Source organism: Vibrio taketomensis, assembly GCF_009938165.1.
In the GTDB taxonomy this organism is placed as follows: Bacteria; Pseudomonadota; Gammaproteobacteria; order Enterobacterales; family Vibrionaceae; genus Vibrio; species Vibrio taketomensis.
On the sequence record NZ_AP019649.1, the window covers coordinates 2,540,287 to 2,563,624 of the forward strand.

The following is a 23,338-nucleotide window of genomic DNA, read 5'->3' on the forward strand; positions in this document are numbered from 1 at the left end:
AGCAATTCCTCATTTGTGACTAAAACGAGGTTCACAAGACAACGAAAAATGCATCATCAACGCAGTCTGTTATGCCAATAAGGTGAATACCATGAGAGTTGCTCTGATCGGACTGGGAGATATCGCCACCAAAGCGTATTTACCTGTACTCAGTCAAATGCAAGGAATTGAATTGATTCTTTGTACCCGCAATCAACAAGTGCTGACGCAGCTAGCTGACCAATATCGTATCAAACATGTGGTGAGCGAATACCAACAACTGCTCAATTTCCATATTGATGCGGTGATGATTCACTCAGCAACCTCAACACATGTTGAAATTGCGTCATTTTTCCTTTCCCATGGCGTTGCCACTTTTGTCGATAAACCTTTGGCCAACAACTACCCGGATGTGGAAAAACTGTATGGATTATCTGAGAGCAAAGGTATCCCACTCTATGTAGGATTCAATCGCCGTCATATCCCCTATACAACCAACAGATTCCACAACTTCAACAAGGCCAATTAAACGATATCCTCAGTTTTCGCTGGGAAAAAAATCGCTATCAGCTACCCGGCGAGCTAAATACTTTTATCTTTGATGATTTTATCCACCCGCTCGACAGTATCAACGTCACCGCCAAAGCTACTCTTGATGACGCCTATGTAACGATTCAACGCCAAGGCCAACAACTCGCGAGGTTAGATGTTCAATGGCAACATGGGGAGACCATTCTCCATGCCTCAATGAATCGCCAGTTTGGTATAACAGCTGAACGAGTCCAAGTTTGCTTAGAAAATTCCAGCTACGAATTTGATTCCTTCGTTTCTGGTGTAAAACTCAGCCAAGATAGCGAAATCAAAATACAACAAAAAGATTGGACACCAATGCTGTGGGGCAAAGGCTTTTATGCGATGGCAAAAGATTGGTTCAACGTCGTTGAGTGCAACAAAATGGATAGCTTGATAGTGAAGCGCAATTTGGCGAGCCACCAGCTTGCTCAGCTGTTGTATCAAAAAATTCAAACAGAGTTATCGGCTTAAAACAGACGGTTCATTGCACCATTTAGCAATGCTAGCTAAAGACAAAAGGCTTGTTATATGGCAAGCCTTTTCAATTCCAATTGATACTTAGAGCTTAAAGATGGTCTTAATGATTTCGTTCGCTTTATGTAAGTCTTTGTCAGTCACATTTTGTAATCGAGATTGATAACGTGAATAGGCAACAAGGTCTTTCTCGCGGTGAAAGTCGTACACCACTTGCCCTTTTTCAGTAAGAATTAAGCGCTGCTTTCTCTTGTCATCTGGATGCTCAGTACGATCAATCAAACCAAGCTCAGCCAGCTTATTTAAGGTTTGAGATATTGCGCCTTTGGTTTTGTAAGTTACCGAAACAATATCCGACGCAGTAACAATCTCATGCCGACCAATGTAATCAATAATATGCACTTCATGCACGAGCAAGTTGTCTTCCGTTCCATATGGTCGACTAATCTTGCCATAGGCAGAAATTTTGTCTGCGACAATATTGAGCGTGTCCATCAAATGGCTGATTTCTATTAGATCCTTCATCAACTCTCACTTTTAATTATTTTTCAGCAGTGCCGTTTATTACCCAATTAGATCTCAACGTAACGAATAGCCGACATGGATAAATCATTTGTTCCACTTCAGCAAACGCCACCCTCTATAACGGGGGTTCAACATGCGCATTTCGCCCTAACGCAGGCAATGTAATCGTTTTCTCCGCCAGCGACAATCCCCAAGCAAAGCTGAAATGACTTCATCATTTTTACCGCTTCGATGACAAAAATACACTCAATGTTAAAAATCATCACCGAATATTCAACCAAGGTTAATGGTCATAATTAAAGCGGTGAATACCCAAACGTTAACCCGATCACGCTTCATTAGTTTATTTAGAGTTCTATCACTAAATAGGTATTGAAGCTTTGCTCATTTAGTTTAGTGATTATACCATTTTAGTGTAGTCACTAAACCATTTAATCAGATATAAATGAGTAAAAATATGTGGAAAAATTAGAACCCTACCGCTCTTCAATCGTTTTGCTGCTCGCTCTTGTTGCTGGTGCAACACTTGGCATCGTATCACCAGAGCTCGCGCTAAAAGTTAAGCCTATTGGACAAATTTTCTTAAACCTTTTATTTATGATCATCGTGCCTCTAGTGGGCATTAGCGTCATGTCATCAATTGCAGAAATGACTGACCTTAAAAAGCTAGGCAAATTACTAGGTCTAGTACTGATCGTATCAATCTCTATGGCTGCAATCCCTGCTCTAGGCATCATCGGTGTTGCGTCTATCTTCGATCCAGCGCAAGGTGTTGTTATTGACCTAAGCGAGAAGTTCACTGGCGGTCAAGGTGGCATGGACTTCGTAAGCATGTTCACTACTAACGACTTTGCAGGCCTGCTATCTAAATCAAACATCCTTGCACTGATCATCATGTCTGTTCTTGGTGGTATTGCGATAGGTCAAGCGGGTGAGCGTGGCAAAGTGATCGCTGAGCTATTAAAGAGCGCAAACGAAGTCGTGATGAACATCGTTGGCCTAATCATGAAAGGTGCACCACTCGGTCTTGGCGCATTCTTCGCAGCGACTATGGCTGAGCAAGATACTGAACTACTAAGCACTTTTGCTAGCGCATCTATCCTGTTCTTCGTAACAGCAGCAATTTACTTCGTGGTTGGCTCAGTTGTTTACTCATACATCGGCGGTGGCGTAAAAGGCGTGAAAGCTTTCTGGAAAAACGCTGCAGAGCCTTCAATCACAGCACTAGGTACTTGTTCTTCTCTAGGTACGCTACCGGTAACGATTCGCGCGGCGAAAAACATGGGTATCAAAGAAGAGATCGCTGATATCTGTCTACCGCTACTGGTTAACCTTAACAAAGGTGGCGTAGCGATGATTGCTGCACTGAAGATTGTCTTCATCTACGCAGTACTGGGCATGCCTTTCACATTCGACGTATTCGTTACCACTATGATCATCGCTGTTCTATCAGCAATCATCGTAGGCGGTGTACCTGGTGGTGCTTTCCTAGGTGAGATCTTCATCGTAACCACACTAGGTCTGCCTCTAGAAGTTATCCCAATGTTGGTAGTAATCGGCACCATCACTGATGCACCAGCAACACTACTCAACGTGATTCACGACCTAAACGCGACGCAAATCGTCGAGCGTTTCATGGGTAAGAAAGAAGCACAAACACAGCAAAAAACAGAACCGCAGTTAGCATAATAAATACAAAGAGAGTTATCTTATGACTAGTAAAAACATGGAAACCAAATTAGTAACCGCAGGTCGTAAACCACGCTTTCTGCAAGGTTCAGTAAACCCAGTGATTCAACGTGCATCGTCTCTAGTATTTGAAAGTGTGCAACAGAAGAAACACGCAACGGCAAACCGCGCGAAAGGCGAACTGTTCTACGGTCGCCGTGGCACTCTCACCCACTTTGCTCTGCAAGATGCAATGTGTGAGCTAGAAGGTGGCGCGGGCTGTTACCTATACCCATGTGGTGCAGCTGCTGTGTCTAACTCGATTCTGGCGTTCGTTGAGTCTGGTGACCACGTTCTAATGACTGGTGCCGCGTACGAACCGACCCAAGATTTCTGTAACATCGTACTCAAAGACATGGGCGTTTCAACCACTTACTACGATCCAAGTGTGGGCGAAAAAATTGCCGAGCTAGTGCAAGACAATACCAAAGTGGTTTTCCTTGAGTCACCAAGCTCAATCACGATGGAAGTGCAAGACATCCCAGGGATTGTTAAAGCGATTCGTGCCATCAATGAAGAGATCATCATCATGATCGATAACACTTGGGCTGCGGGTATCCTATTCCCTGCGCTTGAGTACGGCATCGATATCTCTATTCAAGCGGGTACTAAGTATATCATCGGTCACTCAGACGCGATGCTAGGTACTGCTGTAAGTAACGAACGTTGCTGGGATCGCCTAAGAGAACGCTCTTACCTAATGGGTCAAATGGTCGATGCAGATACCGCTTACGTTGCCTCTCGCGGTCTACGCACGATGGGTATTCGCCTTGCTCAACATGAGAAAGCAAGTATCGAAGTGGCTCGTTGGCTAGCAGATCGCCCAGAAGTCGCTGTGGTTAACCACCCAGCACTACCAAGCTGTAAAGGCCATGAGTTCTACGTGCGAGACTTCAAAGGCTGTAATGGTCTATTTAGCTTCGTACTCAACAAAAAGCTATCGCAAGAAGAGCTAGAGCTGTACTTAGATAACTTCGCACACTTCTCTATGGCTTACTCATGGGGCGGTTATGAATCATTGATCCTAGCCAACCAACCAGAAGAGCTGAATGCCATTCGCCCAGCGAACCCAGTAGATTTTGAAGGTACGTTGATTCGTATCCACGTTGGCCTAGAAAATGTGGGTGATCTGATCGAAGATCTAGAAGCAGGTTTTAACCGCATTTACAAATAAACAATTCATAACGAAATTATATCTGTTATCAAGCCTCGAATGACCTCGAGGCTTTTTGTTTTCTTTCAATAACTAAATTGAAAGAAAACTCTACTGACTTCAATTGTTGACTATCCACCAGACGAAAGTCCTAAACAAAACATGTTATATTTAGAGGCAGTGATTCATCAGTTGTTATTGTATTTTTCTCTATGGAAATCAAGCTTCATTCAAACGCAGCGACCACACCAAAAATTCGCAAATACATAAAAAACTCAGATAAGTCAGATACCGAGTTAGCCTACGAACTAAGTATCTCTATTGATACTGTGAAGAAGTGGCGTGCCCGTGAAGATATTTATGACAAATCACATCGACCAAAAGTCATTCATCGCCGTTTAACCCCAGAACAAGAATGGCTGATTATTTATCTTCGCCATCGCTTGTGCTTGTCGTTGGATGAACTGCTTGAAGTCGCACAACTGCTGATCAACAAAGCCTTATCTCGCGCTGTCCTCAATCGTTGCCTGAAAAAATATCAGGTACCACGGATGAACAAGCCCGCACTATCACAAAGCGGAGCTGTTGTTGTTGATATGATCAAGTTACCAAATGGACTGGCACAAAAGTCACCCTATTTATTGGTGCTCACAGAACAGTACTCTGGCTTTATCAGTTTCGCATTAGTGCAATCTCTGGAAGATTCAACAGCGATCTCTGGGCTAAATGAATTTGCAAAACATGCTCTACCATACCAAATACAATCCATGATTTTACCTGAGCAAGCCTTTGTTATTCAGTGGGCAGAGAGTATGGGAATAGCGTGGACTGCACACAATGCCTCGACACGCTTTGAGCTCACCACCGAACAACCCGTGAATTTTGATCAAGGCTATGAACATTTTCTCGATGGTGAACAATTTGACCAACGATTGGGCTTACCTTCTGTTTTGCTTTGCTATGAAGATTTACTCAATAAAAGAGTCATGCGCAACCGCCTAAAAAATCTGACGCCAAGTGGTTATTGGAAAAACAAAATGGGGAGCTAAGGCTCCCCATTTTGTGACTAAATAATACAAACCGATTAGAGATCAAGCTTGAGTGACTTTGCGTAAATCAATGATCTCTTCAGCCATATCCATCAGTAGTACCGCATTCATCAAGTGATCTTGTGCATGTACCATAACGATATGAACAGGGAGCTTTCCTTCACCTTCATCAAACTCAATCAATTGGGTTTGAATATGATGAGCCTCTTTCAACGCTGATTTAGCCCCTTGCATCAGTTCTTCAGCATTGGTGAAATTACCCTGACGAGCCTCACGCATCGCATTCATCAACATACTACGGCATTGACCAGCTTGAACGATCAACGACATTACCCATTCTTCATATTGCTCTTTATCCATCATGCTACCTGCGCCATAAGAGACATTGCTTGAGCAAGGATTTTTTTGCCATCTGTCATGCCGTAATCCATCATATTGATCAGGGCAATCGGACGCTGATGGCTATTCGCTACCGCTTGGAAATCAGCGAGCTTGTAACTAATTTGCGGAGCCAATAAGTAGCAATCAAATTCCGCAGCACAATCATCAAAATCTTGCGAACCTTTCGCTTCAATAACCGCTTCAATACCTTCAGCTTGAGCGGCTTCTTGCATGCGCTTAACCACTAAGCTTGTAGACATCCCCATATCACAAATCAGCAAAATCTTTTTCATCTTCAACTCCTATTATTCTATTGGTGCGGTAATACGCGTTTGATAAGCATCCATCCATTCTTGGGTTGCTGGCGAATAATGCGTAAAACCTTGTTCATCTCGTTCACATACATAAACGGTTGCAGGGTGCTTTGCGGTCATAACAGAAAAAGAAAAACTGTCGATATTCGTTGCCGCACCAAAGTCCCCTTCTTTATTGATACAAACGACTGACAGATCGCCTGCTTTGCCATAACGAGCAATCAGTTTCTGCTCAAGCTCACGAACCGTGCTATCTGCTGCTTCCTGAGGCGTCATGCCTTCACCCATTCGACGCACAATCTCGTAACTAATACACCCTTTCATCAAGTCTTCACCAAGGCCGGTTGCAGTTGCTGCACCAATATCACTATCGGCATAGTAACCTGACCCCGATACTGGTGAGTCCCCAACTCGACCTGGGCGTTTCATAAACAAACCACTGGTTGATGTACCAACACAAATGTGACCTTCAGTATCTAAAGCAGCGATACCAACAGTATCATGACCTGTATAAGGAGATAGCCCACGATAAATCGTTTCACGACAACGCTTCAAATAATGTTGCTGTGCACGCTCTGTGAGCATGTTCTTTTTCTCAAAACCCTGGTCAAAAGCCCACACCTCAGCCCCTTCACCGACCATAAAACTGTTAAAGCGCTCTCGACTTAATTTCTCAGCCACTAGAATTGGGTTAGCGATGTCTTTGACACTTGCAATGGCTCCTAGCGCCATGGTTGTGCCATGCATAAATGCAGCATCTAACTCAACAACACCTTTTTCATTCGGTAAGCCGCCATAGCCAACACTTTTGTAGTATGGGTAGTCTTCGACACGTGTGACTGCTGTCAGAACGGCATCGCTAGCTGTTTGGGACTGTTGTAGCATCTCAGCCCCTTCACAAATGCCATCAAATGCCATTCGCCATGTGGCAATGATGCCCCAGTTTTTTGTTTCCATGGATTAAGCCTTCGCTGTTTCTAATACTTGTTCTTGTTCTGTTGTTTGCGGTACTTCCGTTGAGCGATATTGCTTATCAATAATGCGCAAGAATGGTAAGTAAATCATCGCACCGATGGTCAAGTTCACAATCTGCATAACGGCACCGGAGATGCTGGCTGTAACGATAAATCCAGATAAGACAGGCGGTAACGTCCAAGGAATGAATGCGCCCGTCGTGGTAGAAACGAGCCCGATAGACATCGCTACGTATTGCAGAGTCACTAACACTAAAGGTACTAAGTTAAATGGGATCAACATGATTGGGTTCATGATGATCGGCAAACCAAATAGCACCGGTTCATTAATGTTGAAAATAGAAGAGCCCGCTGCGAGCTTACCCACTTTTTTGATGTGTTGTGAGCGAGCAAAAATCAAAATTGCGATAATTAATGACAGCGTTGCACCTGCACCACCCATCCAGATGATGTCAAAGAACTGTTCTGTAACAACGTGTGGAGGCGTCACACCATTTGCCATCGCACTTAAGTTGTCTTGTTGGTTTTCTGCCCATACAGGACGCATAATGCCATTGACCATTGAACCACTGTTAATGCCCACAGACCAAAGCAATGTAATGGTTAGTGAAGTCATCAACGCGCCAAAATAAGAGGTACCAAATGAGCGAACTGGTGTTGCTAACACGTCATAAATAAACTGGTGAATGGTATTGAAATCCGTCATTGCAAACGCCAAACGAATCGCAAGAGCTAGACACAAAACCACAGTTGCAGGAACCAGAGCAGCAAACGATTTTTCTACTGCAGGTGGAACACCATCTGGCATTTTGATCGTGATACGTTTTTCAATAAACCAGCGGAAAATTTCGGTCCAGAGCAATGCACCAATCATCGCGACAAACAAACCTTTTGAACCCAACCATTCTGTTGGAATCACGGTGCCCACACCTTCTACACTGGCAAATGGCGTTAACACCATAAACGCAGATAGAGACAAAACACCGGCTGAGATTCGGTCTACTTTATAACGCTCTGCAAGACGGTAGGCGACCATAAAAGAGATAAACAGAGACATTCCAGAAAAGATAACCGAAAACGGAATTTCGATATTATTTCCCCAGTTAGGGCCAAACACCGAAGCCATAAACTCTTTGTAGCTTGCGCTTGGGAAAGAACTGATAACCAATAAAATCGAGCCTACGATAATAAATGGCATAAACGAGATATACGCATCACGAATCGCTCCAAGGTGACGCTGTTGTGCCACTTTGCCAGCAATTGGCATCATGCGACTTTCGATAAAGCGCATTACCTTTTCCATACAACCCTCCATTAAGTAATCATGTGATACTTTCATTTAATTTCGGCAATAATATAGCCACCATCAACCAAATAATTTTGCCAAGATCACATTTACCAACTCATTTGTATCACGTGATTACTATTATGTTTCTAATCGTGATTTATATCTCATATCCGTTGTTATTGATGCTTCACCCGACGTTTATCAGCCCAAAACGACGAAAGGCCGCTATAAAAGTGACCTTTCTAATATGATACCGATGACGGAGTTGACTGGGCAGGCACTCCTGACGCCACGCCGGATTCGAGTTATCAAATCCCAGATACAACAAAGCCCCGACTTTCGTCGAGGCTCTGTCTTTAAATATGGTACCGGTGGCGGAATTGATCGGACCCGCGTTCGGGACGCCACGCCAGATATTGAATTTCACTAACTTTCAATCGCCCAAAACGACGAAAGGCCGCTATAAAAGCGACCTTTCTAATATGGTACCGGTGGGCGGACTTGAACCGCCACGCCCGAAGGCAACGGATTTTGAATCCGTCGTGTATACCAATTTCACCACACCGGCATCTTAAGGCTATTGCCTCTTGATGGTTGGCATTATACGTAACAACTCAGTTCATGCAAGTGCAAAAGATTGAAATCACAATCGTTTGCTGAATATTTCGCCACAAACCGATAAGCTGTGCGCAAGCTCTCTTTTCACAACGCTCTTGAAACATTATCCTGACGCCTGTTTTACCAATTGAGTGACTCGTATGACTAGCCAACAGCCACTTCCACCAGCGGGACTATTTCGTCGTCTTGGTGCGCTGTTTTATGACAGTTTAATTATTATTGCGATCGAAATGATGGCAGCAGGAATCGTCATTGCGATATTGCATGCGTTGATGGCAATGAACCTTATCAATATTGCACCTTATGTTGATGTCAGTGATTTGCTCACTAACCATCCAGTGTGGAGCCCAGTCTATACACTGTACCTAGCCGTAGTTTGGATCTATTTCTTCGTCTTTTTCTGGACAAGAGCTGGGCAAACCCTTGGTATGCGAGCATGGAAAATTCAAGTTCGCAATCTAGATGGCGGCTATATCACGGTGACTCAAGCGCTCATCCGTTTAGCAACTTCTGGCTTTGGCCTTGCTAACTTTACCGTGCCGCTTGATCCGCAAAAGCGTGGCTTTCATGATATTTGGGCCAAAACCCAAGTGGTAGTCTTACCAAAAGCACAATAACCACATAGCTTACGGACACAAAAAAGGAAGGCTTTTGCCTTCCTTTTCCTTTTTGACCCCAGCTCAATACTAATCGATACGCAGTTCTTTTAGCATCGCTTCTGGTAGCGCCAACTCATCATTTTTATTCACTGATATACCCGCAGCAATGATTGCTTCAGCGATTTGCTTCGCTTCTTCCAGTGAGTGCATCGCCGCAGTACCACATTGATATTCGTTGAGCTCTGGGATTTGGTTTTGGCTTTCGACCTTTAGCACATCTTGCATAGCTGCCAGCCATGCATCGGCCACTTGCTGCTCGCTTGGCGTACCAATCAAACTCATGTAAAAACCGGTGCGGCATCCCATTGGGGAAATATCAATGATCTCAACCGCATCACCATTTAAATGGTTACGCATAAAGCCAGCGTATAGGTGCTCAAGCGTATGAATCCCTTTTTCCGATAGAATGTCTTTGTTCGGAGCTGTAAAACGCAAATCAAACACGGTAATCGTGTCGCCTTTAGGCGTCGTCATGGTTTTTGCAACTCGAACCGCCGGTGCATGCATACGTGTATGATCAACGGTAAAACTATCTAATAATGGCATCGTTCCCTCTCCTGCTGGCTAGAAAAACCAGCTTCTGTTGTCTTCCAATTCTTGGCGGCACTGTTTAAGTTGCCAACCATAATCCTTTGCTTGTTGTTCTACTTTACGCGCGATGCGCATCAACGTTGGCTTACTCCGGTATGTTTTGCGTTTATAACCTCCGCGCCCTTCATGATAAGCAAGGTACTGATTGTAAGGATCCCATTTTGAGATCCCCAATTGCTTTTGCGTCTCAGACGTGTACCAACCAATAAACATCAACGAGTCATCAAAACTGGTGCGAGAACCACCATGATCGGTCGCTTTTTGAAAATCTTCCCATGCAGGATCTTGCGCTTGCGCATAACCATAGGCGCTGCTCACTCGTCCCCAAGGAATAAAACCAAGTAGATAGTCTTTTGGTGGTCGCGCATCATGACGAAAGCTACTTTCTTGCTTAACAAATGCCATGGCGACGTTAATCGGAGTGCCCCACTCTTTTTGCATATCCACCGCATCATCATACCAATCAGGATTTTCGCGGAAAATCGCACAAATGTTACTTTGATTGCTTGGTGGCGGGGTTGCACAGCCAGCCAAACTGGCTGCGCAAAGTAAAAGAGCAAGTTTTAGAGTCCTTTCTTTTGACATGATGATTGGTTTACTGCTTTAGATAAGAAAAATAGTCTGCTAGGAATTCATCAAATCCAAGAGTATCTGCTTGCTCTTGAGCTGCTTGAGCCTCTCGAGAACGAACCACTTCTTGCTCCATTAACGGCTCACTGTAAGCGCTATATTGATGAGCAAGATGTTGGTCAATGTACTTACGACCTAACGCTCGGCCCAAGTTACCAAGACCTTGATGCGTTTTAGTATCGGCAAGTACTTGGCCAGACAAGGTTAACTCTGGATTATCAATCCAAGATAGTAGCTTAAAGCATACCGCTTGGTAAGCGTCACCACCTAAAGCTTCATCCATTTTTTCTGCAACTTGAATTAGCTCAACAAAAACACGTTTTGCCCAATCTTGCAGAGTTAGGATTTCACCCTTACAACCAATTTGTAGCTCTAAACCCACCTTACGTCCTTCAACGACAACCTTGTTCCAGTTTTCACGCCAGCAAGACTGTTCACAGAAATCCATTGGGTCTGAATCACTAAGCGCCGCCCACGTTAGGAACACATCCAAGAAACGCACTTGGTCTTTATCAATACCAACCGAGCTGTATGGGTTCACATCCAGCGAACGCACTTCAATGTATTCAACGCCACCACGAGTCAATGCCTCTGATGGTTTCTCACCGCTTTGAGTCACACGTTTTGGACGAATTGGTGCATAAAGCTCATTTTCAATTTGCAGTACGTTGCTGTTAAGTTGGCGATATTCACCGTCTACCTTAACCCCAAGTTCAGCAAATTTTTCAGAAGGGGTACGAATGGCATTGTTCAACCCAGTAAGGTATTCCTCAATGCTATTAAACCCAATTTTCAATGCACCTTGCTCACTGTTGGTATAACCCAAATCACTTAAACGTAGTGACGTCGCTTGTGGCAAATATAGAGTCTCACCGATGTTTTCAAATGGCAGATCCGTTTCACGACCTTTGATAAACGATGAGCAAAGCGCAGGCGAAGCACCATAGAAGAATGGAATTAACCAACCAAAACGGTAGTAGTTACGGATTAGTGCAAAGTAACCTTCTGACTTACTTGCTTGACGCTCTTGTTCGCTTTGCTCACCGTACAATGCATCCCAAAATGAATCAGGAAATGAGAAATTGAAATGCACTCCTGAAATGATTTGCATCAGACTACCGTAGCGGCGCTTTAACCCTTCACGGTAAAGTGTTTTCATCTTACCTGAATTCGAACTGCCGTATTGAGCAAGATTGATGATCGACTCATCACACACATAACACGGCATTGAAAGCGGCCACATTTTCTCGCCATCAAGTTTAGTTTGGGTGAAATGATGAATGTCTTCTAACTGCCCTATCAGAGTATCGATATCTTGAGAGACAGGGGTAATAAATTCGAGTAGCGATTCGGCGAAGTCGGTGGTAATCCATTTGTTGGAATAAGCAGAGCCTAAACCTGCTGGATGCGGGGAAGTTGCCAGATTTCCACCTTGTTTATAACGAAGGGTTTCTCGCTCTACACCGCGGGTGAAGTGCTTAAACACTTCAGGATTGCGGGCAACTTTCTCTAAACGCGCAGCAAAATCTGTCAAAATTGAGTCGCCTTAATCTGTGGTTCTGAATCATATGATCGTACCAATATGAATCGAACTGGCTGAATACATACTGTAGGGCGAAATTCTCGCCCTACAAACATGCTCTCTTTATGTGTCCTTTATGGGACAATTTCAAGCTCTATGATAGGAATCTGTAATGATTCTAGCTGGGGTTTTAACTTTTTAGCATCACCCACAACAATGATTTGGTAATCTTTGGGATTAAACCACTTATTTGCGACCGCATCCAGAGTCTGCTTATTGACCTTTTCAGCGATTTCATTGCGCTGTTGTAGATAATCCTCATCTAAACCAAAGGTTAAAATGCTACCAAGCAAGCCTGCTTTCTGTGATGGGGTTTCATACTTAAGTGCATCTTTTTGCCCCACTGCTAAACGCATAAATTCAAGCTCTTGATTGGTCATTCCCTGCTGACTGTATTGCTCCAGTTCCTTTTCCATCTCAATGATGGAAGGTACTGTAGCGTCCGCGCGTACTTGAGCACCAAAAACAATCACACCAATTTCACGATTTGCCGCGTAATAGCCATTAGCGCCATAGGTATAACCCTTATCTTCTCGCAAATTTTGGTTTAAACGACTATTGAAATTTCCCGCTAAATTAAAATTCGCTAATTGAGTTAAGTAGACCTCACCTGTCGCATCAAACGGCAAACCTTGACGCACCATACGTACCACACTTTGTGGCGCTGACGGTTTATCAACCAAATAAATGTTTTGACCTTTCATCTGTGAGAACAGTTGTGGGTTAAGTAGCGGTGCAGCTTCGCCCTTCCAACTATCGACAAAATCCAGTTGCTCAAGAATGTCATCTTCATCAATGTCACCCACGACGACAATTTGTGCTCCGTGTGGTGTGTAATGCTGGCGATAGAATGTTTTCACATCGTCTAGAGTTAGAGCATCCATCGACGTTACCGTACCATCACTTGAGCGCTGGTAGATTGATCCATTAAACAACACTTGGCGAGTTGCTTGCGAAACTAACCAACTTGGCTGCTGATGTTGATAAATCAAGCCTTCCAGCATTTGTTGTTTGACGCGGTCAAAATCGGTCTGTTTAAACGCAGGCTCAAACAGCACCTCTTTAATGATGGCGATGGTTTGCGGTAAGTTTTTCTCTAAACTCGCAACCGAAATAGAAGTGGTGTAGTTACCGACATCAAAGCCGACACTGCTGCCCAGTTTATCTAGTCTCGCTTGTAACTCTTCTAGCGTCGATTTGGTCGTTCCTTCTTGCATCATCGCGGCTGTTAGATTCGCGAGCCCTTCTTGACCTTCAGGAACATAACGCTCACCAGCAGGAAGGCGAATATCAATTTGAACCGTCGGTGTCTCATCAGTTTCTGTACCAATAAGCTCTGCGCCATTGTCAAAATAAACGCGGTACAAATCCGGCATTTCTGCTTCTACAGCATCAGCGACTTGTGGCATCACTGAGCGGTCAAAGTCATCCACTGGTCGACGGTAGGCTAATTCGCTCTCTTTGATTTTTTCATACGTTGGCAGTGTACGCGGTGGCGTCTTAAACGTGCTTGGTTCTACCGCAAGGTTCAACTTGCCACGTGGGACAATGCTCAAGACCACTTTATGATGACCGTTGAGATAATCCTCATAGGCGTCCATGACGGTTTTTGGCGTTAATGCCCGAATCTCTTCCAGTTTGCTTTGCAAACGGTCTGGTTGACCATAGAAGGTCTCATTTGAGGCTAATTGTGACACTTTGCCCGATACACTCTGCAGCGCAAACACTGCTGAAGATTCCGATAAGCCTGTAATTTGATCTAAACGCTCCTGACTGATGCCCTGCTGTTTGAATTCAGCCAGAATTTGCATCATCTCTTGATAAAGTGGCTGCAATTTGCCTTTTTCCCCGGATGGTGCCATTGCATAAACGTAAAAATTACACGCCAGTTCGGCACAATCTTGAAACGCACCCGCATCGACGGCTTTTTGCGTTTTCACCAGTTTTTGATACAGCAATGAGTTTGCGCCACTGCCAAGTTCAGCAGCTAAAGCATCCAACGCATCTTGATCTTTATGACCACGATATTGAGTTGGCCAACCGATCAGCACCATTGGTTGCTGAATGCGATCTTCAAAAGTAATGAATTTGTCTTGGGTTAACTTCGCAGGCTGTTTTGGTGCTTGTTCCACTTCAGGACCACGAGGAATAGATCCAAAGTACTTCTCAACCCACTCCAATGTCTGATCAACATCAATATCACCACCAATGGTCAAAACCGCATTGTTCGGCCCGTACCAGCGTAGGAAAAATGCTTTAAGATCGTTGACGTCAACTCGGTCTAGATCCTCAACATAACCAATGGTTTGCCAAGAATATGGATGACCTTCTGGGTACATCGCCTCTGACATTTTTTCCCACATCAAACCGTAAGGACGATTATCAAAGTTTTGCGCACGTTCGTTTTTCACCGTGTCGCGCTGCACTTCAAATTTGCGTTGAGAAACTGCATCTAGCAGAAAGCCCATACGATCCGATTCTAACCACAACATTTTTTCTAATTGGTTAGCCGGCACGGTTTCAAAGTAATTGGTACGGTCACGGTTAGTCGTGCCATTTAACGTGCCGCCAGCTTCAGTGATAATACGGAAATGCTGCTGATCACCGACATGTTCGCTGCCTTGGAACATCATATGCTCGAAGAAATGAGCAAAACCTGATTTACCAATTTCTTCACGGGCAGATCCAACGTGATAAGTGACATCGACATGCACCAGCGGATCTGAGTGATCAGGGGACAAGATAACGGTTAAACCATTATCCAATTTATATTTGCTGTAAGGGATAGTTGCCTTATCAGAAACCGCATCGACCTCTTCAACTAAGGTGACGCCTTTAGGTAAGGATGAAAAGAACGGTACGGAATAATCGAGATTCGAGGTGCATCCGAATAAAACGGTAAGAGAAGCAGCACCGACAAAAACTTTCTCATCGTGTTTCCTTAAAATAAACCGTAGAACAAAGCAGTAAGCAAAGAGTAACGAAAGGCTTTACCCAAAAAGATCAGCCAAAAACTTGGCCAAAATTTCATGCGTAACCATCCTGCCGCGAGGCAAAGTGGATCACCAATAATCGGCAACCAACTAAAGAATAGTGACCAATAGCCATATTTTTCTAACCAGCGTATGGCTTTATGACCGTGTTTTTCGTTTTGAGTTCGATTAGGTAACCAAAGACCCAACCAATAATTGGTTAATCCGCCAAGGGTATTTCCAACCGTGGCCACTAATATAATCATAGCTGGCAAATATTGATTAAGGCTGAGTGTAGCGATTAACCCAGCCTCTGAACCACCAGGCAATAATGTAGCACTGAGAAATCCGCTAAAAAAAAGAACCCAAAGTGCTGAATCAGAAAACCATAAAGCGATTGATTGAAACGCAGTGTTAAACGTTTCTAGCATTGCATATCCAACAAAATTTTTCCTCGTGTGCGCCCGGTTTCCATTTGTTTATGAGCATCCACTACCTGTTCCATTGGGTAGATCTTATAGATTTCGGTCTTAAGTAGACCGATACTGACTAGGTATAACATCGCATCCAACTGCTCGCGGCTAGGATCAACCAACATGCCCGTAGCGTCAAAACCAAGCAACTTGGCCTTTTCACAAATCAGTTCTGCGCTTAAGGTTGGCACCGTCACGACCTTCGCTCCATCTTTGAGGCATTTCAGTGCATCCAACGCTGCATCACCACCGACCAAATCCACTAATGCATCGGCATCTTCAACTCGTTCTGAGACGGGGGAAAATTGGTAGTTAATCGCATGTGCACCAAGCGTAGCTAAATAATCAAGATTAGCTTCGCTACAAGTGGTAAATACTTCGGCTTTGGCAGCAATCGCTAATTGCACGGCAATATGTCCAACACCACCAGCGCCAGCCAAAATCAATACTCTCTGACCTTCTTGGACTGAGACTTTATCTAATGCTTGAATCGCAGTTTGTCCCGCTAAAGGCAAAGCTGCTGCCGCTTCTAATGTGACTGCCGGTGGTATACGACTGAGCATTTCTTCAGGTACCGTGATGTACTGACTATAACCACCGCCCTGCAACGGAAAACCAATAAAACCTGCCACCTTGTCACCAATTTCAAATCGATCGGTACCTTCTCCGCATGCAACAACAGATCCTGAAATATCGTACCCTAGTACCCAAGGTAGGTTGTCCTTGTTTTGTGCTGCAGCCCAACCAAGACCAGCTCGCGTTTTGGCATCAATAGGGTTAACGCCAGCAAATGCAACTTTCACCAACACTTCTCCCTTATCAGGGCTCGGCATTACCGAACTTTGGATTGAGAGCACTTCCGGCTCGCCAAATGTTGAGATCACGATCTGTTTGTTTTCCATAGCAACCAATCCTTATTGATGAAAAAAGGGATGCCGAAGCATCCCCTTGAATATATAACATTTTGTTGGCTTAAGTTAACCGATTGTTCGCAATCTAACCAAGTTAACATTCAACCTCAGTAACACGAGACTTAACCCACTAACGCCAGCAGAATACCGGCTGCGACTGCAGAACCGAGTACACCCGCTACGTTTGGTCCCATAGCGTGCATCAGTAGGAAGTTTTGTGGGTTCGCTTCTAAGCCCACTTTGTTTACTACGCGTGCTGCCATTGGTACCGCAGAAACGCCTGCCGCACCAATAAGAGGGTTAATGTCTTCTTTCGAGAACTTATTAAGAATTTTCGCCATAATGACGCCGCCAGCAGTACCGATACTGAAAGCAACCGCGCCTAGTGCCAAAATGCCTAACGTTTCTAAGTTCAAGAACTCTTCTGACTGCAACTTCGAGCCCACACCAAGACCTAAGAAAATGGTCACGATGTTAATCAGTTCGTTTTGCGCCGTCTTCGATAAACGCTCAACCACACCAGCTTCACGCATCAAGTTACCAAGACAGAACATACCAACCAGTGGTGTAGCTGAAGGTAGGAACAATATGGTCATCATCAGTACCGCTAATGGGAACAGGATCTTTTCTGTTTTACCCACATGACGTAGCTGAGCCATTTTGATCTTACGCTCTTCTGGTGTCGTCAGTGCTTTCATGATTGGTGGCTGAATAATCGGAACCAATGCCATATAGCTGTATGCTGCAACTGCAATTGCACCCAATAGATCCGGTGATAATTGGCTAGCAAGGAAAATTGCCGTAGGGCCATCAGCACCACCGATAATTGCAATCGATGCAGCATCAGCCATGCTAAATTCCATGCCAGGCACAAAGTTAAGTAGAATTGCACCAAACAAGGTCGCAAAAATACCAAACTGAGCCGCCGCACCTAACCACAGAGTTTTTGGGTTAGCAATCAATGCACCAAAGTCAGTCATCGCACCAACACCCATAAAGATCAAGAGTGGAAACACACCTGAATCGATACCAATGTAGTAGATGTAGTACAACATACCGCCTGGCTCAGTAAAACCAGCATTCGGAATGTTAGCTAAGATTGCACCAAAGCCGATCGGTAGCAGTAGCAAGGGCTCAAAGCCCTTGCGAATCGCTAAAAAGAGTAGCAAACAGCCCACAGCAATCATGCATAGCTGGCCAAACTCGAAGTTAGCAATACCGGTTTCCGACCAGAGAGTTAGTAATCCTTCCATGGTACTCCCTTACGCTAAGCTCATAAGTGGCGAGCCAACGACAACTGAATCACCTTCTTTGACGTGAAGATCTTGTACCGTACCACTGCGAGCTGCACGGACTTCAGTTTCCATCTTCATCGCTTCAAGGATCAGCAGGACATCACCCTCTTCCACTTGAGAACCACTTTGCACGTTCACTTTGAAAATGTTGCCAGCTAAAGGCGCTGGAACATCTTCTGCATCACCTACTGGCGCTACTGGTGCTGCCGCTTGTTGAGGCGCAGCCGCAGGGGATACCGACGTCAATTGACCTTGAGGACCAACTTCTACGTTGTACACCTGACCATCAACTTTAACGCTGTATGATTCAATGCCACCTGAAACAGGTGCTGGCGCAGCAACGACTGGAGCCGCGACTGGCTCTTTACCTGGAGCTGGCTCAAATGCGTCTGGGTTATTGCGGTTTTTAAGGAACTTAAGACCAACTTGTGGGAACAATGCATAAGTCAAAACGTCATCAACGGTGTCTTCAGCAAGTGAAATACCTTCTTCTTTCGCTTTAACTAATAGCTCTTCCGTCAACTTATCTAGCTCAGCTTCAAGCAAATCCGCTGGACGACAAGTGATCGCTTCACCACCGTTTAGTACACGAGCTTGCAGCTCTGCGTTTACTTCTGCTGGTGCTGCGCCGTATTCACCTTTTAGTACACCCGCAGTCTCTTTAGTGATGCTCTTATAACGCTCACCAGTTAGAACGTTGATAACTGCTTGAGTACCTACGATTTGTGAAGTTGGGGTTACCAATGGAATAAAGCCAAGGTCTTGACGTACACGTGGGATCTCTTCCAATACTTCATCAATTCGATCGCTCGCACCTTGTTCTTTCAACTGACCTTCCATGTTGGTTAACATGCCGCCAGGTACTTGAGCGATAAGAATGCGTGAATCGACACCTTTCATCGAACCTTCCCATTTTGCGTATTTCTTACGTACATCACGGAAGTAAGCAGCAATTGGTTCAAGTTGTTCTAGGTTAAGGTTGGTATCACGCTCTGTACCTTGTAGCATCGCTACCACGGTTTCCGTAGGCGTGTGACCGTAAGTACAGCTCATTGATGAGATTGAGGTATCAAGGATATCGATACCCGCTTCCACCGCTTTGACAGCTGTCGCAGTAGATAGACCAGTCGTCGCATGGCAATGTAATGCCAAAGGAATATCACAAGAAGCTTTAATACGGGTGATCAACTCTTCTGCTTCGTATGGTTTAAGCAAACCTGACATATCTTTGATACAGATTGAGTGACAGCCAAGATCTTCAAGACGCTTAGCAAGATCAACCCAAGTATCAGCGTTGTGCACTGGGCTTGTTGTATAAGACAACGTACCTTGCGCATGTGCACCAACGTCCACTGTTGCTTTCACAGCTTTTTGGAAGTTACGAACATCATTCATCGCATCAAAGATACGGAACACGTCCATACCATTTGCGTGAGCACGTTCAACAAATTTCTCAACCACATCATCCGCATAGTGGCGGTAACCTAGTAGGTTTTGACCACGCAATAGCATTTGCATTGGCGTATTCGGCATTGCTTTTTTCAGCTCACGTAGACGCTCCCATGGATCTTCGCCCAAGAAACGAATGCACGAGTCAAACGTTGCGCCACCCCAAGTCTCTAAAGACCAGTAACCGACTTTATCCAGCTCAGCGGCAATCGGTAACATATCTTCGATACGCATACGCGTCGCAAACAATGACTGATGGGCGTCACGAAGTACCACATCGGTGATAGCTAGTGGTTTAGACATGCTCATAAACTCCTTTTAATCCTTAAATGCTATTTCGCTGTTGAGGCTCGGTACTGATGTACCGCGGCAGAAATTGCTGCGACAACCTGTGGGCTTACAGCAGAAGATGATTGAACTGTTTTTTTCTGTGAAGGTTTAGAAATCGGCTCGGGCACTTCCTCAGGAACAATCCGAGACATTAACCGAACGAGGTAAACAAGCAGTGTGAGAAATAAGAAGACGAACGACATACCCGTGATCATCAGGGCTGCCGCATCGATCAATTGGCTTCCAATAGTGTCCATTTTATATCCTTTGTTTGTCATCCTGACAATCGTCTTCACAGCCCAGCATATCCATGCTGCTCGTCGCTGCGAAAGCTGTACTTTGCAGTACTCCGTATTGTCGAAAGATGCATCCTACAATCCCGACAAGAGGCTTAGGATTATCTCGATTGGTTAAAGTTTGTCAATTTTGTTTAAGGGAGTCTTGATGACATTGCACACTTTGAGGGTCTTCTTCGTAGTACAACTCACATAACTCGGAGTTATTCGTTATTTACAGAACGAATAACTATGTTGTTATGCAACGTTATTCCAAACTGGCTATTTTTACTGCGATAGGCTTAAAAGTTCTGCAATTTACGCTGTAAAAACAACACGTTGTACAAAGAAGGTAAATGAATTGAAAGAGAAGTGTTAATAAAAAAGCCCTGCATTTCTGCAGGGCTTGAAGAATGGCGCGCTCGAGAGGATTCGAACCTCTGACCGCCTGGTTCGTAGCCAGGTACTCTATCCAGCTGAGCTACGAGCGCGCAATGTTTTCGATATCAATGGTAACCACCAATATCAGGTCTGTGACCTAAAGAGTGGCGCGTCCTGGAGGATTCGAACCTCCGACCGCCTGGTTCGTAGCCAGGTACTCTATCCAGCTGAGCTAAGGACGCACGGGTTTCGATAATGATAAATCACTATCAGGACTAAAGCCCTTAATAATGGCGCGCTCGAGAGGATTCGAACCTCTGACCGCCTGGTTCGTAGCCAGGTACTCTATCCAGCTGAGCTACGAGCGCGCAATATTTTCGATATCAATGGTAACCACTAATATCAGGTCTGTGACCTAAAGAGTGGCGCGTCCTGGAGGATTCGAACCTCCGACCGCCTGGTTCGTAGCCAGGTACTCTATCCAGTCGCTAAGGACGCACGGGTTTCGATAATGATAAATCACTATCAGACTAAAGCCCTTAATAATGGCGCGCTCGAGAGGATTCGAACCTCTGACCGCCTGGTTCGTAGCCAGGTACTCTATCCAGCTGAGCTACGAGCGCGCAATATTTTCGATATCAATGGTAATCACCAATATCAGGTCTGTGACCTAAAGAGTGGCGCGTCCTGGAGGATTCGAACCTCCGACCGCCTGGTTCGTAGCCAGGTACTCTATCCAGCTGAGCTAAGGACGCGCAGGATGTGAAGCATATCACAAAACTTTAGATTTGAAACAAAAAAATTGACCTGAAGGCCAATAAAAATGGCGGTGAAGGAGGGATTCGAACCCTCGATACGGTATCAAGCCGTATACTCCCTTAGCAGGGGAGCGCCTTCAGCCTCTCGGCCACCTCACCGTCTTGCGGAGGCACATATTACGATTTACCAAAAATATGTCAATTACTTTCTTGGCAAAAATAGCAAAAAGTCATTCAACCGTTGGCTATTTAATCAAAGCGGTGTTTATTCGCTCTTTTTCCTGTAAATCATTTACTTTAAATACAAAAAAAGCTGACCAATAGTCAGCTTTTTCTTTAGCAATTAGTAGTTGCCTGATGCAACGTTACCATTACCTTTTTCTGCCTGAATGCGCATGTAGATTTCTTCGCGATGAACAGACACTTCTTTCGGAGCATTAACACCGATACGCACTTGGTTACCTTTCACGCCAAGTACTGTTACAGTGACTTCATCACCAATCATTAGGGTTTCACCAACACGGCGAGTTAAAATTAGCATTCTGTGCTCCTTGAGTGATCTCTTAAAATTTCTTGCTACGAAGCTATTATCAACAAAAGTTATATTTTCGTAAACTCTATTCTTATTCGAATCTAGCCTGAAAACACATGTTTTTGTAAGCAATCGACTGCTTCAATAGGCTTTATATACGTTTGGTGTAATATATTTGCTGCACAATTTACCTGCTCAACTGACAATGCAATCGTGAAAGACTGTTCATCTAATCTTAGATGAGTTGTCACAATTTGATTATCAATAAGTAACTGATGAGCCGTATGCGCTAGCGATTCTGCATCCGCACCAACCGCAGTTAACAAGCTGATCGTATTACGATCGGCCACCTTTCCCTGTAAGACCATTTCTAGTTTAGAGTAAGCGTCAGACTTAACAACCAAACCGAGCCATTCTGGGTGTTCAATCACATCCCAGATATCAATTCCAAATAATTGACACTGCTCTTCAATCGCGACTAGCGACTCCTGGTCAATCTTAATCAAACACATATCGCGCTGAATCGCTAAACCACAGATAGGCAAATGACACTCTTCCCCTTTGACCAAGCTGCCTTGGTTAATGTCAAAGGTAGAGAGTACTCTGAGCGGCACTTGGTTTTTCCAAGCATATTCAACCGAAGGTAAATGCAGCACTTTCGCACCAAAACGGGCCATTTTTTCCATCGATGGGAAGTCGATAACCGTCAGTTTTTGAGCATCGTCAACGATACGTGGATCGCAGGTATACACCCCATCCACATCGGTAAAGATCTGACACTCATCAGCTTTAAGAGCGCCAGCAAGCGCAACAGCGGTAGTATCTGAACCACCACGACCTAAGGTCGTGATATCACCACCAGCAGTAATGCCTTGGAAACCTGCCACAATCACAATTTGGTCTTGTGCAAGCAATTGGTCTATCGCCGTTGTGTCAATATTGACGATGGTCGCATCGTTATGCTGACCATTGGTCAAAATATTTGCTTGTCCACCCGTCAAAGAACGAGCGCTATAGCCCATCTTATTGAGTGTAATAGCCAGCAGTGCCATTGAAGCCTGTTCACCCGAGGCTAGCAGCACATCAAGTTCACGAGCATTAGGCACACTATCGATTTGCTGAGCAAGATCGAGTAAGCGATTAGTCTCACCCGACATCGCAGATACGACGACCACGACGCGATTGCCAGCATTCTTTGCATCAATAATGTGTTTTGCCACTTGATGAATTCGTTCAATTGAACCCACCGATGTACCGCCAAACTTCTGCACGATTAGAGGCTTTTTCATTTAGTCTTAAACCTTTACAAGACCAAGTCTCATTGTGCCACTCAATATATCTATCGAGCGGGAAAACATAGATTCAAACAGCAGAGCAATATCTGATGTCTATAAAAAACAACGCTCAACCATAATTGATTGAGCGTTTTTTAGTTCAGTTGAGT

20 protein-coding genes, 8 tRNA genes and 1 pseudogene are annotated in these 23,338 nt (G+C 44.5%); 5 read left to right on the top strand and 24 right to left on the bottom strand.

Annotated features, from left to right (window positions below; all coding sequences use genetic code 11):
- The first annotated feature begins 91 nt into the window (after nucleotides 1-91).
- A pseudogene (locus Vt282_RS11680) lies at nucleotides 92-1,023 on the top strand (Gfo/Idh/MocA family protein).
- Between the two features lie 87 nt (nucleotides 1,024-1,110).
- Here Vt282_RS11680 and Vt282_RS11685 read toward each other — a convergent pair.
- Nucleotides 1,111-1,551 (bottom strand): MarR family winged helix-turn-helix transcriptional regulator, encoded by a 441-nt coding sequence (locus Vt282_RS11685; protein ID WP_162063452.1) that lies wholly within the window; start codon nucleotides 1,549-1,551, stop codon nucleotides 1,111-1,113.
- A gap of 459 nt (nucleotides 1,552-2,010) precedes the next feature.
- On the opposite strand from Vt282_RS11685, the gene Vt282_RS11690 reads away from it, so the two are divergent.
- The 3 genes from Vt282_RS11690 to Vt282_RS11700 all read left to right on the top strand — a co-directional run bounded on the left by Vt282_RS11690 (nucleotide 2,011) and on the right by Vt282_RS11700 (nucleotide 5,481).
- Nucleotides 2,011-3,240: a dicarboxylate/amino acid:cation symporter gene (locus Vt282_RS11690; RefSeq protein ID WP_162063453.1), complete on the top strand. Its 1,230-nt coding sequence runs from the start codon at nucleotides 2,011-2,013 to the stop codon at nucleotides 3,238-3,240.
- Nucleotides 3,241-3,262: 22 nt separating this feature from the next.
- Nucleotides 3,263-4,453: a cystathionine beta-lyase gene (metC, locus tag Vt282_RS11695; RefSeq protein WP_162045570.1), complete on the top strand. Its 1,191-nt coding sequence runs from the start codon at nucleotides 3,263-3,265 to the stop codon at nucleotides 4,451-4,453.
- A gap of 191 nt (nucleotides 4,454-4,644) precedes the next feature.
- Nucleotides 4,645-5,481, top strand: a complete 837-nt coding sequence (locus Vt282_RS11700; RefSeq protein WP_162063454.1) for a helix-turn-helix domain-containing protein — start codon at nucleotides 4,645-4,647, stop codon at nucleotides 5,479-5,481.
- Between the two features lie 42 nt (nucleotides 5,482-5,523).
- On the opposite strand, the gene Vt282_RS11705 is transcribed toward Vt282_RS11700, so the two are convergent.
- The 5 genes from Vt282_RS11705 to Vt282_RS11725 all read right to left on the bottom strand — a co-directional run bounded on the left by Vt282_RS11705 (nucleotide 5,524) and on the right by Vt282_RS11725 (nucleotide 9,006).
- Entirely contained in the window at nucleotides 5,524-5,841 is a 318-nt protein-coding gene (locus Vt282_RS11705; protein WP_162047510.1) for a PTS lactose/cellobiose transporter subunit IIA, read from the bottom strand.
- Entirely contained in the window at nucleotides 5,841-6,155 is a 315-nt protein-coding gene (locus tag Vt282_RS11710; RefSeq protein ID WP_162045568.1) for a PTS sugar transporter subunit IIB, read from the bottom strand. The genes Vt282_RS11705 and Vt282_RS11710 overlap by 1 nt, the downstream gene beginning before the upstream one ends.
- 12 nt (nucleotides 6,156-6,167) lie before the next feature.
- Nucleotides 6,168-7,133, bottom strand: coding sequence for a N(4)-(beta-N-acetylglucosaminyl)-L-asparaginase (locus Vt282_RS11715; protein ID WP_162063455.1), 966 nt, complete (start codon nucleotides 7,131-7,133; stop codon nucleotides 6,168-6,170).
- Between the two features lie 3 nt (nucleotides 7,134-7,136).
- The gene (celB, locus tag Vt282_RS11720; protein WP_162045566.1) at nucleotides 7,137-8,453 is read right to left on the bottom strand and encodes a PTS cellobiose transporter subunit IIC; all 1,317 of its coding nucleotides are present in this window, start codon (nucleotides 8,451-8,453) and stop codon (nucleotides 7,137-7,139) included.
- A 468-nt stretch (nucleotides 8,454-8,921) separates the two neighbouring features.
- Nucleotides 8,922-9,006 (bottom strand) — tRNA-Leu (locus Vt282_RS11725).
- Between the two features lie 190 nt (nucleotides 9,007-9,196).
- Between Vt282_RS11725 and Vt282_RS11730 the strand changes: the two genes are divergently transcribed.
- Entirely contained in the window at nucleotides 9,197-9,673 is a 477-nt protein-coding gene (locus Vt282_RS11730) for an RDD family protein (RefSeq protein WP_162063456.1), read from the top strand.
- A gap of 69 nt (nucleotides 9,674-9,742) precedes the next feature.
- Here Vt282_RS11730 and luxS read toward each other — a convergent pair whose 3' ends face one another.
- The 18 genes from luxS to Vt282_RS11820 form a co-directional block, all read right to left on the bottom strand.
- A complete protein-coding gene (gene luxS / locus Vt282_RS11735; protein ID WP_162063457.1) occupies nucleotides 9,743-10,261 on the bottom strand; it encodes an S-ribosylhomocysteine lyase in 519 nt (172 codons plus the stop codon).
- A gap of 18 nt (nucleotides 10,262-10,279) precedes the next feature.
- The gene (locus Vt282_RS11740; protein WP_162045563.1) at nucleotides 10,280-10,891 is read right to left on the bottom strand and encodes a transglycosylase SLT domain-containing protein; all 612 of its coding nucleotides are present in this window, start codon (nucleotides 10,889-10,891) and stop codon (nucleotides 10,280-10,282) included.
- A gap of 10 nt (nucleotides 10,892-10,901) precedes the next feature.
- Entirely contained in the window at nucleotides 10,902-12,470 is a 1,569-nt protein-coding gene (gene gshA / locus Vt282_RS11745; RefSeq protein WP_162045562.1) for a glutamate--cysteine ligase, read from the bottom strand.
- 122 nt (nucleotides 12,471-12,592) lie between these two features.
- Nucleotides 12,593-15,466 (bottom strand): M16 family metallopeptidase, encoded by a 2,874-nt coding sequence (locus tag Vt282_RS11750; protein WP_162063736.1) that lies wholly within the window; start codon nucleotides 15,464-15,466, stop codon nucleotides 12,593-12,595.
- On the bottom strand, nucleotides 15,460-15,921 hold the full coding sequence (locus Vt282_RS11755) for a YqaA family protein (protein WP_162063458.1): 462 nt from the start codon (nucleotides 15,919-15,921) through the stop codon (nucleotides 15,460-15,462). The genes Vt282_RS11750 and Vt282_RS11755 overlap by 7 nt, the downstream gene beginning before the upstream one ends.
- On the bottom strand, nucleotides 15,915-16,865 hold the full coding sequence (locus Vt282_RS11760) for an NADP-dependent oxidoreductase (protein ID WP_162063459.1): 951 nt from the start codon (nucleotides 16,863-16,865) through the stop codon (nucleotides 15,915-15,917). The genes Vt282_RS11755 and Vt282_RS11760 overlap by 7 nt, the downstream gene beginning before the upstream one ends.
- Before the next feature lie 131 nt (nucleotides 16,866-16,996).
- The gene (locus tag Vt282_RS11765) at nucleotides 16,997-18,127 is read right to left on the bottom strand and encodes a sodium ion-translocating decarboxylase subunit beta (RefSeq protein WP_162045558.1); all 1,131 of its coding nucleotides are present in this window, start codon (nucleotides 18,125-18,127) and stop codon (nucleotides 16,997-16,999) included.
- 9 nt (nucleotides 18,128-18,136) lie between these two features.
- A complete protein-coding gene (gene oadA / locus Vt282_RS11770) occupies nucleotides 18,137-19,921 on the bottom strand; it encodes a sodium-extruding oxaloacetate decarboxylase subunit alpha (protein ID WP_162063460.1) in 1,785 nt (594 codons plus the stop codon).
- Nucleotides 19,922-19,950: 29 nt separating this feature from the next.
- On the bottom strand, nucleotides 19,951-20,205 hold the full coding sequence (locus tag Vt282_RS11775) for an oxaloacetate decarboxylase subunit gamma (protein WP_162045556.1): 255 nt from the start codon (nucleotides 20,203-20,205) through the stop codon (nucleotides 19,951-19,953).
- 432 nt (nucleotides 20,206-20,637) lie between these two features.
- Nucleotides 20,638-20,714 (bottom strand) — tRNA-Arg (locus Vt282_RS11780).
- A gap of 55 nt (nucleotides 20,715-20,769) precedes the next feature.
- A tRNA-Arg gene (locus Vt282_RS11785) sits at nucleotides 20,770-20,846 on the bottom strand.
- Nucleotides 20,847-20,895: 49 nt separating this feature from the next.
- A tRNA-Arg gene (locus Vt282_RS11790) sits at nucleotides 20,896-20,972 on the bottom strand.
- 55 nt (nucleotides 20,973-21,027) lie between these two features.
- Nucleotides 21,028-21,102: transfer RNA gene (locus Vt282_RS11795), tRNA-Arg, on the bottom strand.
- A gap of 48 nt (nucleotides 21,103-21,150) precedes the next feature.
- A tRNA-Arg gene (locus Vt282_RS11800) sits at nucleotides 21,151-21,227 on the bottom strand.
- 55 nt (nucleotides 21,228-21,282) lie between these two features.
- Nucleotides 21,283-21,359, bottom strand: a tRNA-Arg gene (locus Vt282_RS11805).
- Between the two features lie 69 nt (nucleotides 21,360-21,428).
- Nucleotides 21,429-21,521, bottom strand: a tRNA-Ser gene (locus Vt282_RS11810).
- Between the two features lie 184 nt (nucleotides 21,522-21,705).
- Entirely contained in the window at nucleotides 21,706-21,903 is a 198-nt protein-coding gene (csrA, locus tag Vt282_RS11815; protein ID WP_004415691.1) for a carbon storage regulator CsrA, read from the bottom strand.
- A gap of 92 nt (nucleotides 21,904-21,995) precedes the next feature.
- Nucleotides 21,996-23,183: an aspartate kinase gene (locus tag Vt282_RS11820; protein WP_162063461.1), complete on the bottom strand. Its 1,188-nt coding sequence runs from the start codon at nucleotides 23,181-23,183 to the stop codon at nucleotides 21,996-21,998.
- Between the last annotated feature and the right edge of the window lie 155 nt (nucleotides 23,184-23,338).

What these genes read in the sequence shown, in the direction of transcription:
- Vt282_RS11685 (WP_162063452.1), bottom strand. Translation starts at nt 1,551, where the DNA reads ATGAAGGATCTAATAGAAATCAGCCATTTGATGGACACGCTCAATATT.
- metC (WP_162045570.1), top strand. Translation starts at nt 3,263, where the DNA reads ATGACTAGTAAAAACATGGAAACCAAATTAGTAACCGCAGGTCGTAAA.
- Vt282_RS11700 (WP_162063454.1), top strand. Translation starts at nt 4,645, where the DNA reads ATGGAAATCAAGCTTCATTCAAACGCAGCGACCACACCAAAAATTCGC.
- Vt282_RS11705 (WP_162047510.1), bottom strand. Translation starts at nt 5,841, where the DNA reads ATGGATAAAGAGCAATATGAAGAATGGGTAATGTCGTTGATCGTTCAA.
- Vt282_RS11710 (WP_162045568.1), bottom strand. Translation starts at nt 6,155, where the DNA reads ATGAAAAAGATTTTGCTGATTTGTGATATGGGGATGTCTACAAGCTTA.
- Vt282_RS11715 (WP_162063455.1), bottom strand. Translation starts at nt 7,133, where the DNA reads ATGGAAACAAAAAACTGGGGCATCATTGCCACATGGCGAATGGCATTT.
- celB (WP_162045566.1), bottom strand. Translation starts at nt 8,453, where the DNA reads ATGGAAAAGGTAATGCGCTTTATCGAAAGTCGCATGATGCCAATTGCT.
- Vt282_RS11730 (WP_162063456.1), top strand. Translation starts at nt 9,197, where the DNA reads ATGACTAGCCAACAGCCACTTCCACCAGCGGGACTATTTCGTCGTCTT.
- luxS (WP_162063457.1), bottom strand. Translation starts at nt 10,261, where the DNA reads ATGCCATTATTAGATAGTTTTACCGTTGATCATACACGTATGCATGCA.
- Vt282_RS11740 (WP_162045563.1), bottom strand. Translation starts at nt 10,891, where the DNA reads ATGTCAAAAGAAAGGACTCTAAAACTTGCTCTTTTACTTTGCGCAGCC.
- Vt282_RS11755 (WP_162063458.1), bottom strand. Translation starts at nt 15,921, where the DNA reads ATGCTAGAAACGTTTAACACTGCGTTTCAATCAATCGCTTTATGGTTT.
- Vt282_RS11760 (WP_162063459.1), bottom strand. Translation starts at nt 16,865, where the DNA reads ATGGAAAACAAACAGATCGTGATCTCAACATTTGGCGAGCCGGAAGTG.
- Vt282_RS11765 (WP_162045558.1), bottom strand. Translation starts at nt 18,127, where the DNA reads ATGGAAGGATTACTAACTCTCTGGTCGGAAACCGGTATTGCTAACTTC.
- oadA (WP_162063460.1), bottom strand. Translation starts at nt 19,921, where the DNA reads ATGTCTAAACCACTAGCTATCACCGATGTGGTACTTCGTGACGCCCAT.
- Vt282_RS11775 (WP_162045556.1), bottom strand. Translation starts at nt 20,205, where the DNA reads ATGGACACTATTGGAAGCCAATTGATCGATGCGGCAGCCCTGATGATC.
- csrA (WP_004415691.1), bottom strand. Translation starts at nt 21,903, where the DNA reads ATGCTAATTTTAACTCGCCGTGTTGGTGAAACCCTAATGATTGGTGAT.
- Vt282_RS11820 (WP_162063461.1), bottom strand. Translation starts at nt 23,183, where the DNA reads ATGAAAAAGCCTCTAATCGTGCAGAAGTTTGGCGGTACATCGGTGGGT.